Annotated in this window: 6 protein-coding genes and 2 pseudogenes; 4 read left to right on the top strand and 4 right to left on the bottom strand. The window is 67.8% G+C overall.

The window, feature by feature from the left end:
- The 4 genes and pseudogenes from G3N58_RS33060 to G3N58_RS33045 all read right to left on the bottom strand — a co-directional run.
- Window positions 1–273 (bottom strand): annotated as a pseudogene (locus tag G3N58_RS33060) (hypothetical protein); the annotation flags it as partial.
- Window positions 274–298: 25 nt separating this feature from the next.
- Window positions 299–1075, bottom strand: a complete 777-nt coding sequence (gene sctJ, locus G3N58_RS33055) for a type III secretion inner membrane ring lipoprotein SctJ (RefSeq protein ID WP_167044057.1) — start codon at window positions 1073–1075, stop codon at window positions 299–301.
- Between the two features lie 13 nt (window positions 1076–1088).
- A complete protein-coding gene (locus tag G3N58_RS33050; protein WP_167044060.1) occupies window positions 1089–1484 on the bottom strand; it encodes a serine kinase in 396 nt (131 codons plus the stop codon).
- A gap of 24 nt (window positions 1485–1508) precedes the next feature.
- Complete coding sequence (locus G3N58_RS33045) at window positions 1509–2069, bottom strand: HrpB1 family type III secretion system apparatus protein (protein ID WP_240162967.1); 561 nt, start codon at window positions 2067–2069, stop codon at window positions 1509–1511.
- A 349-nt stretch (window positions 2070–2418) separates the two neighbouring features.
- Between G3N58_RS33045 and sctU the strand changes: the two genes are divergently transcribed.
- The 4 genes and pseudogenes from sctU to G3N58_RS33025 form a co-directional block, all read left to right on the top strand.
- The gene (gene sctU / locus G3N58_RS33040) at window positions 2419–3480 is read left to right on the top strand and encodes a type III secretion system export apparatus subunit SctU (RefSeq protein ID WP_167044065.1); all 1062 of its coding nucleotides are present in this window, start codon (window positions 2419–2421) and stop codon (window positions 3478–3480) included.
- 2 nt (window positions 3481–3482) lie between these two features.
- Window positions 3483–5483, top strand: coding sequence for a type III secretion system export apparatus subunit SctV (gene sctV, locus G3N58_RS33035; RefSeq protein ID WP_167044070.1), 2001 nt, complete (start codon window positions 3483–3485; stop codon window positions 5481–5483).
- Window positions 5484–5499: 16 nt separating this feature from the next.
- Window positions 5500–6471 carry a type III secretion system protein SctP gene (sctP, locus tag G3N58_RS33030; RefSeq protein WP_167285754.1) on the top strand — a complete coding sequence of 324 codons (972 nt, stop codon included), beginning with the start codon at window positions 5500–5502 and terminating at the stop codon, window positions 6469–6471.
- 6 nt (window positions 6472–6477) lie between these two features.
- Window positions 6478–6698 (top strand): annotated as a pseudogene (locus G3N58_RS33025) (YscQ/HrcQ family type III secretion apparatus protein); the annotation flags it as partial.

Here is a 6698-nt window from a genome sequence, read left to right as displayed (position 1 = left end):
CGGCATTCCGGCCGCGGCAAGCCAGGCTTCGGCGAGCGCGCCCGTCTCGCGCGCGCTCCGGCCGCGCAGGCAATCTGCATAAGGCACCGCCGCGAGCCGCTGCGGATGCATCCAGTCGAACAGCGCGCGGCGGCGGCGATGATGCTCGACGAGCCTGGCCGCCAGCACGGCGGGCGTGTCGCTGGCCGCCGCGTCCTCGCTCACCGTGGGACGCGCATCAGCAGCGCCAGCCTCGGTTGCGGCGGCGTCCGGCGGGGCGTCGAGGGCATTCATGTCCGTCACGCTCGCGCGTCCTTCGTCACGCCGGACTCTTGCGCAGGCGCTGCCGCAGCTTCGACAGCAGCTGGTTCGCGTTGCCGCGCACCAGCACGATCGCGCCCGCGATCATCAGCAATACGATGCCGAGCGCCCCGCCCGCGATCATCAGCGAGCCGTCGCGCCGCTGCGCCTTCGCTTCGAGGTCGATCGCATCGGCCGGCACCGACGTGACGCTGACCTGGTCGTAGGTCAGCCCCTCGATGCTGTGCACGACGAGATTCTTGATCGCCGGAATCAGCGTCTCGACGCTCGCATCCGGCCGGTACTTGATGAACACCGCAGCGGACGACGGCTTCACCGACTGCGCGAGCGGGTCGTTGTTCGGCAGCACGATCTGCACGCGGGCGACCACCACGCCATCGATCTTCGAGAGCGTGTCGTCGAGTTCCTGAGACAGGCCGTAGATGAAGCGCACGCGTTCTTCGGTCGGCGTCGACACCATGCCGTCCTTCTTGAACAGCGCGCCGAGATCGTCGAACTTCTTGCGCGGCAGGCCGCGCGCGCGCAGCACTTCCATCGCGTGGACCATCTCCTTGTCGCCGACCGTCACCGACCAGGTCTTGCCGGAATCGGGTGTCGTCTTCTCCGCGTCGACGCCGTACTGCTGGAGCGCGGCGACCATTTCGTTGCAGTCGGTTTCGGAGAGCTGCCCGTACAGCTCCTGCTTGCAGCCGGCGAGCGCCAGCAGCACGACGGCGGCGGCCAGCGGACGGCGCCAGCGCGCGAACGCGCGGCTCGGGTTGAGGATCGAGGCCATGTTGGTCGCCATCTCACTGGTTCTTCATCAGGGTCTGGACCGCGTCTTTCGACGACTGCACGGTCGCCATCTTGACCTGCAGGTCCATGTTGAGGCTCGCGATCTCGAGCTGGACCGTCATGTCGGCGGACGCGAGATGCTGCATCGACAGCGTGCTCGCGTGCTGGGACATGTACAGCACGTCGTTCGGCACCGCGTGGTAGTAATCGGCCTGCTCCTTGACGGCTTTCGTCACGATGTCCGTGTGCCCGATCTGATGCACCTCGGGCACGGCGTGCGGCGTCGGGTTCGCCATCATGGCCTGAAACTTGTCGACGAGCGCCTGCGGTGCCGCGGCCGGTTGCGGCGCGGTGGCCTCGGTCAGGTGCGAGAGTTCGTGCTGGAATTGCGCGGCGGTGATCATGCTCATGTCGCTTCTCCGGTCGGGGTGCGGTCAGATCCGCATGTAGTGCATCGTCATCAGCATGTCGTTGGCCGACGGCGGCTGGGGCTGCGCCGCGGCGCTGTCCCCCGCCGTCGCCTCGTCATCGAGCGCGCGCGCCGACTCCGGCGCGACGAAGCGCCCGGTCCGCCGCGCATCCGCCGCGGCGTGTTTCAGGTCATCCCCTGCCAGTAACAGCTTCGCGAGCCGCGTCACGTCCGGGTCGCTCTCGTCCTCGATGATCCTGCGCGCCTCGTCCTGCCAGCCGAATTCATCGCGCGCCTTCAGGCACTTGAGCAGCATGCCCCGGCTCTCCGGCAGGCAGGCCGAGCGCTCGACCAGATAGCGGAACAGCTCTTCCGCCTCGCTCCATTCGTCGCGCAGCATGTGCAGCCAGCCGTCGAAGAACGAGAAGTCGACGTTGTCCGGACGCAGCAGATGCAACATCGCGACGAGATGCTCGATGTCCTCGATGTCGACTCCGGTCCGCGTCCCGCTGTTCGCGAATGCGGCGCCCGTCAGATCCACGATCGCGCCGACGACTGCCGGCGGCCATGACGACCGATCCTTCATAACGTCCATCCGTTTTCCCCAAAAGGCAATCTGATCCGATTCAGTGCGCCATCCACGCGCCCTCTGTTGGCGCTACGTTACGCAAGCCCGGGTATGCGACATGGGTGCCGCACGAAGTCGTACCGCGAATTACGAAGCGGCGCCCGTCCGATCCGCACTCGCGACGACCAGGCAGCGGCCCGAACCGCTGCGCCCCGGCGGCGGGGCCGCGCCGTGAAGGGGGCGGCGCTTCGCGCGCGCCGTCGGGACTTCGCATTCGCGCGCATGCTGCCGCCCGCGCGCCGCTAACGTGGCGTGACGGATGCCCGCCTCCCGCGGCGCGCCGTTCAGAAGCGCGAAGGACGCCGTCATGAGTGACGATAAGACCGAAGAGCCCTCAGAGAAAAAACTGAGAGACGCTCGCGAGGAAGGCCAGGTTGCGAAGAGCACCGATCTCGTCGAGGTCGCCCCGCTCGGCGCGCTCCTGCTGACCTTCACCGCCGGCCAGCGCTACCTGACCGATTCGCTGCGCGCCGTCGTGAACGACGCGCTCGACTTCACGCACGGCGACAGAACGCTGCAGGACCTGTCGGTCACGCTCTCGGACATGGGCTTCCACGCCATCGGCCTGCTGTGCGGGATCGCCGCGATCGCTCTCGTGGCGGCGGTCCTCGCGCTCTTCCCGCAGGTGGGCTTCGTGATCTCGCTGAAGGCGGTGAACCCGAAGCTCGACGCGATCAGCCCGGCTTCCGGCCTCAAGAAGATCTTCGGCATGAACGCCCTCATCGATCTCGCGAAGATGACGGTCAAGGCGATCGTGCTGATGGCGGTGATGTGGTCGACCATCAAGTCGTCGATGCCGGTCGTCGCCAGCTCGCTCGACGAAACGCTGGCGCGCCTGATCGAAGTGCTGTGGTCGGTGGTGACGCACCTCGTGACGGTCGCGCTCGGCGTGTTCATCGTGATCGGCGCGGTCGACTACAAGCTCCAGCACTGGCAGTTCATCCGCAAGAACCGCATGTCCAAGGACGAGGTCAAGCGCGAGCACAAGGACAGCGAAGGCAACCAGGAAGTCAAGGGCGAGCGCAAGCGGATAGCGCGCGAAATGAGCCAGGAAGAACCGAAGCGCGGCGTCGGCCGCGCGAGCGTCGTCGTCGTCAACCCGGTGCACTACGCGGTCGCGCTGCGCTACGACCCGGTCGAGTGCCCGCTGCCCATCGTGATCGCGAAGGGGCTCGACGACGAGGCGCTGCTGCTGCGCCGCTACGCGACCGAAAGCGGCGTGCCGATCGTCGCCAATCCGCCCGTCGCGCGAATGCTGCACAAGGTGCCGGAGAAGCAGCCGGTGCCCGAGGAACTATTCGAGGTCGTCGCCGCGATCCTGAAATGGGTCGACGGCATCGGGACTCAACCCGCCAGAACGGAGAAGTGAACATGCCGAAGTCATTGAAACTGCCAGGCATCGGCGAAGCCGGCATCGCGATCCTGCTGGTCGCGATCGTCTCGCTGATGATCCTGCCGCTGCCGCCCGCCGTGATCGACGGACTGCTCGCGATCAACATCACGATCAGCGTCACGCTGCTGATGGTCACGATGTACGTGGGCCACATCGCGTCACTCTCGGCGTTTCCGTCGGTGCTGCTGTTCACGACGCTGTACCGGCTGTCGCTCAACATCGCCTCGACCAAGTCGATCCTGCTGCACGCCGACGCCGGCAACATCATCGAGAGCTTCGGCGAACTCGTGGTGGGTGGCAATCTGGTCGTCGGCCTGGTCGTGTTCGTCATCATCTCGGTCGTGCAGTTCATCGTGATCGCGAAGGGCTCGGAGCGGGTCGCCGAGGTCGGCGCGCGCTTCACGCTCGACGCGATGCCGGGCAAGCAGATGAGCATCGACGCGGACCTGCGCGCGAACATCCTGACTCCCGAGGAAGCGCGCAAGAAGCGCATGCGGCTCGCGATCGAAAGCCAGCTGCACGGCGGCATGGACGGTGCGATGAAGTTCGTCAAGGGCGACGCGATCGCGGGCCTGATGATTACGATGGTCAACATCATCGCCGGGATCGCGGTGGGGGTTGCCTATCACGGCATGTCGGCCGGCGACGCGGCGAACCGCTTCTCGGTGCTGTCGATCGGCGACGCGATGGTGTCGCAGATTCCGTCGCTGCTGATCTCGGTCGCGGCCGGCGTGATGATTACCCGCGTCGACGAGGGCAACGGCGATTCCGGCTCGTCGCTCGGCGAGGACATCAAACGCCAGTTCACGAGCAGCGCGCGTGCGCTGTATTTCGCGGCGCTGCTGCTGCTCGGCTTCGCGGCCGTGCCGGGCTTTCCGGCGCCGCTCTTCGTGCTGCTCTCGGGCACGCTCGCGTTCGTCGGCTACCGGCTGCAGAAGAACCAGGGCGGCCCGGCGAAGGGCGGCGGCAAGCCGGTCGGCGCGCTGCAGCGGGCCGGCGCGAAAGGCGATGCGCCGTCGATCCTGCCCCGCCCGCCCGCGTTCACCTGCCCGCTCGGCGTGCGGCTCGCGCCCGACGTCAGCGGCCGGCTCGCGGCCGATGCGCTCGACAAGGCGTTCGACACGCAGCGTGCGGCGCTGCAGGCCGAGGTCGGGCTGCCGTTCCCCGGCATCATGATGTGGACCGACCCGACGCTGCCGGACGATACCTACGAAGTCCTGATTTTCGACGTGCCGCACGGCCGCTCGACGCTCGCCGAATCGCTCGCGAACGCGAAGAACGCCGCCGCGGCCGGGAGTGACACGAAGAGCGACGCCAAGGCAAAGGACGCGGACGCGCCGACGCCGGAAGCACTGATCGCGGGGCACACGATCGGCCTGCTGCGCACCCATTCGCACCTGTTCCTCGGAATCCAGGAAGCGCAATGGATTCTCGACCAGTTGAACGAGGACTATCCGGGCCTCGTCAGCGAAGTGCAGAAGGCGCTACCGCTGCAGAAGATGGCCGACGTGCTGCGCCGGCTGCTCGAAGAGCAGGTGCCGATCCGCAATATCCGCAGCATCACCGAAAGCCTCATCACCTGGGGGCCGAAGGAGAAGGACATGCTGATGCTGACCGAGTACATCCGGATGGAACTCGGCCGGCTGATCGCCTACCGCGCGACGGGCGGCGGCACGCGCGACATGCCGGTGGTGCTGGTCGACGTGCAGGTCGAACAGCACATCCGCCAGTCGATCAAGCAGACGCCGACCGGCAACTTCCTCGCGCTGCCGCCCGACGAGATCAACCGGCTCGTCGCGAAGATCGCGGAGATCGTCGGCGAAGCGCCGCGCGCGCAGATCGCGCTGGTTGCGTCGATGGACATCCGGCGCTACGTGAAACGGATGATCGAGGCGCGCCTGAACTGGCTGCCGGTCTATTCGTACCAGGAGCTGGGCGCCCACGTCGACCTGCAGCCGGTCGGCCGGCTGACGATGTAACGGAGCCGGCGCCGACATGCATGCCCACTCCCCTCACCGGGTCCGCGTGATCGCGGACCCGTCCGCGCAGCCGGCGCACGACGCCGCGCCGCAGTCGGAACCGCTGCGCCGGCAGGCGGACCGGTTCCGGCAACTGCTGGCGAACGCAGCCGCCGAGGCAGCCGACGCGAACGCGGACGCGCTGTGCGAAACGGCCGACGCGTTCGAAGCGTCCGAGCCATCCAGTCCGGCGGACGACGCGCCGGAAACAACGGATGCCGGGCAGGAGCCGGCGGCCGAACCCGAGGCGTTCGCGTTTCTCTCGCCGCTGTACGACGAACAGCGGCATTCGCAGGAGCAGCAGTCGCGCGACGAATCGGGCGGTGAATCCGGCAGCGAATCGGGTGGCGGCCGGAACGAGCACGAGCGCGACGACGGCAAGCCGTTTTCCGGCGCTGCACGCGAAAGCCGAACCGGCGGCAACACCGGCGGCTTCGGTGCCTGGCCGCACAGTTCCGGCGTTGCCGCCGGCCCGGTCCGCGCGACCGGCAGCGGCAACGCTTCCGGCTCCCGCGCGAATCCAGGCGTCGTCGCGGCCGCGAGTCAGGCCGCAGGCTCCATCCATCACGCAGCGGCGCTCCATCACGCGCAAGCGACATCCCAGGCCGCGCCGCGCGCGACCGCGATCGAGGCACTCACGCCCGTCGGCGATGACGTCCGGCGCCTCGTCGGCTCGATCGTCGAACAGGTCGCCGACTTCTGCTCGAACCCGGCGGTGCGCGAGCGCGGCGACTGGCGCATCACCGTGCCGATCGATTCGGCGCAACTGCCGGGCTGCACGCTCCACGTCGCGCTTTCGCGTTTCGACTTGACGCTTCGCTTCGACACCACGGACGACGCCTCGCGACAGCTAATCTTGCGGCATCAGACAACGCTCGGCGACCAGCTGAAACAGATGATGCAGACGCGCTTCGACGCATCGCACGAGATCGAGATCATCGTCACGTAATCGCACATGGACACCAATCAATCGCACCCGATGCACCGTACGCCCGTCGCGGTCTCGCTCGATCCGGCACGTCTGCCCTCGCTCGCCGCCGCGACCGCGCGCCAGCACCGGCTCGCGGTCGACGAGCGGCTGGGCGCCGTGCTGTCGCATACGTTCGGCGTGACGGGCTGGTCGGTCGGGATGCGCAACGTCGTCGACGCGGCGCGCGCGGTCGTCGTGCGGCTGCG

It is taken from the genome of Paraburkholderia sp. Ac-20342, assembly GCF_017104985.1.
Lineage (GTDB): Bacteria > Pseudomonadota > Gammaproteobacteria > Burkholderiales > Burkholderiaceae > Paraburkholderia.
This window is presented reverse-complemented; position numbering and strand designations above follow the sequence as displayed.

What these genes read in the sequence shown, in the direction of transcription:
- sctJ (WP_167044057.1), bottom strand. Translation starts at nt 1,075, where the DNA reads ATGGCCTCGATCCTCAACCCGAGCCGCGCGTTCGCGCGCTGGCGCCGT.
- G3N58_RS33050 (WP_167044060.1), bottom strand. Translation starts at nt 1,484, where the DNA reads ATGAGCATGATCACCGCCGCGCAATTCCAGCACGAACTCTCGCACCTG.
- G3N58_RS33045 (WP_240162967.1), bottom strand. Translation starts at nt 2,069, where the DNA reads ATGAAGGATCGGTCGTCATGGCCGCCGGCAGTCGTCGGCGCGATCGTG.
- sctU (WP_167044065.1), top strand. Translation starts at nt 2,419, where the DNA reads ATGAGTGACGATAAGACCGAAGAGCCCTCAGAGAAAAAACTGAGAGAC.
- sctV (WP_167044070.1), top strand. Translation starts at nt 3,483, where the DNA reads ATGCCGAAGTCATTGAAACTGCCAGGCATCGGCGAAGCCGGCATCGCG.
- sctP (WP_167285754.1), top strand. Translation starts at nt 5,500, where the DNA reads ATGCATGCCCACTCCCCTCACCGGGTCCGCGTGATCGCGGACCCGTCC.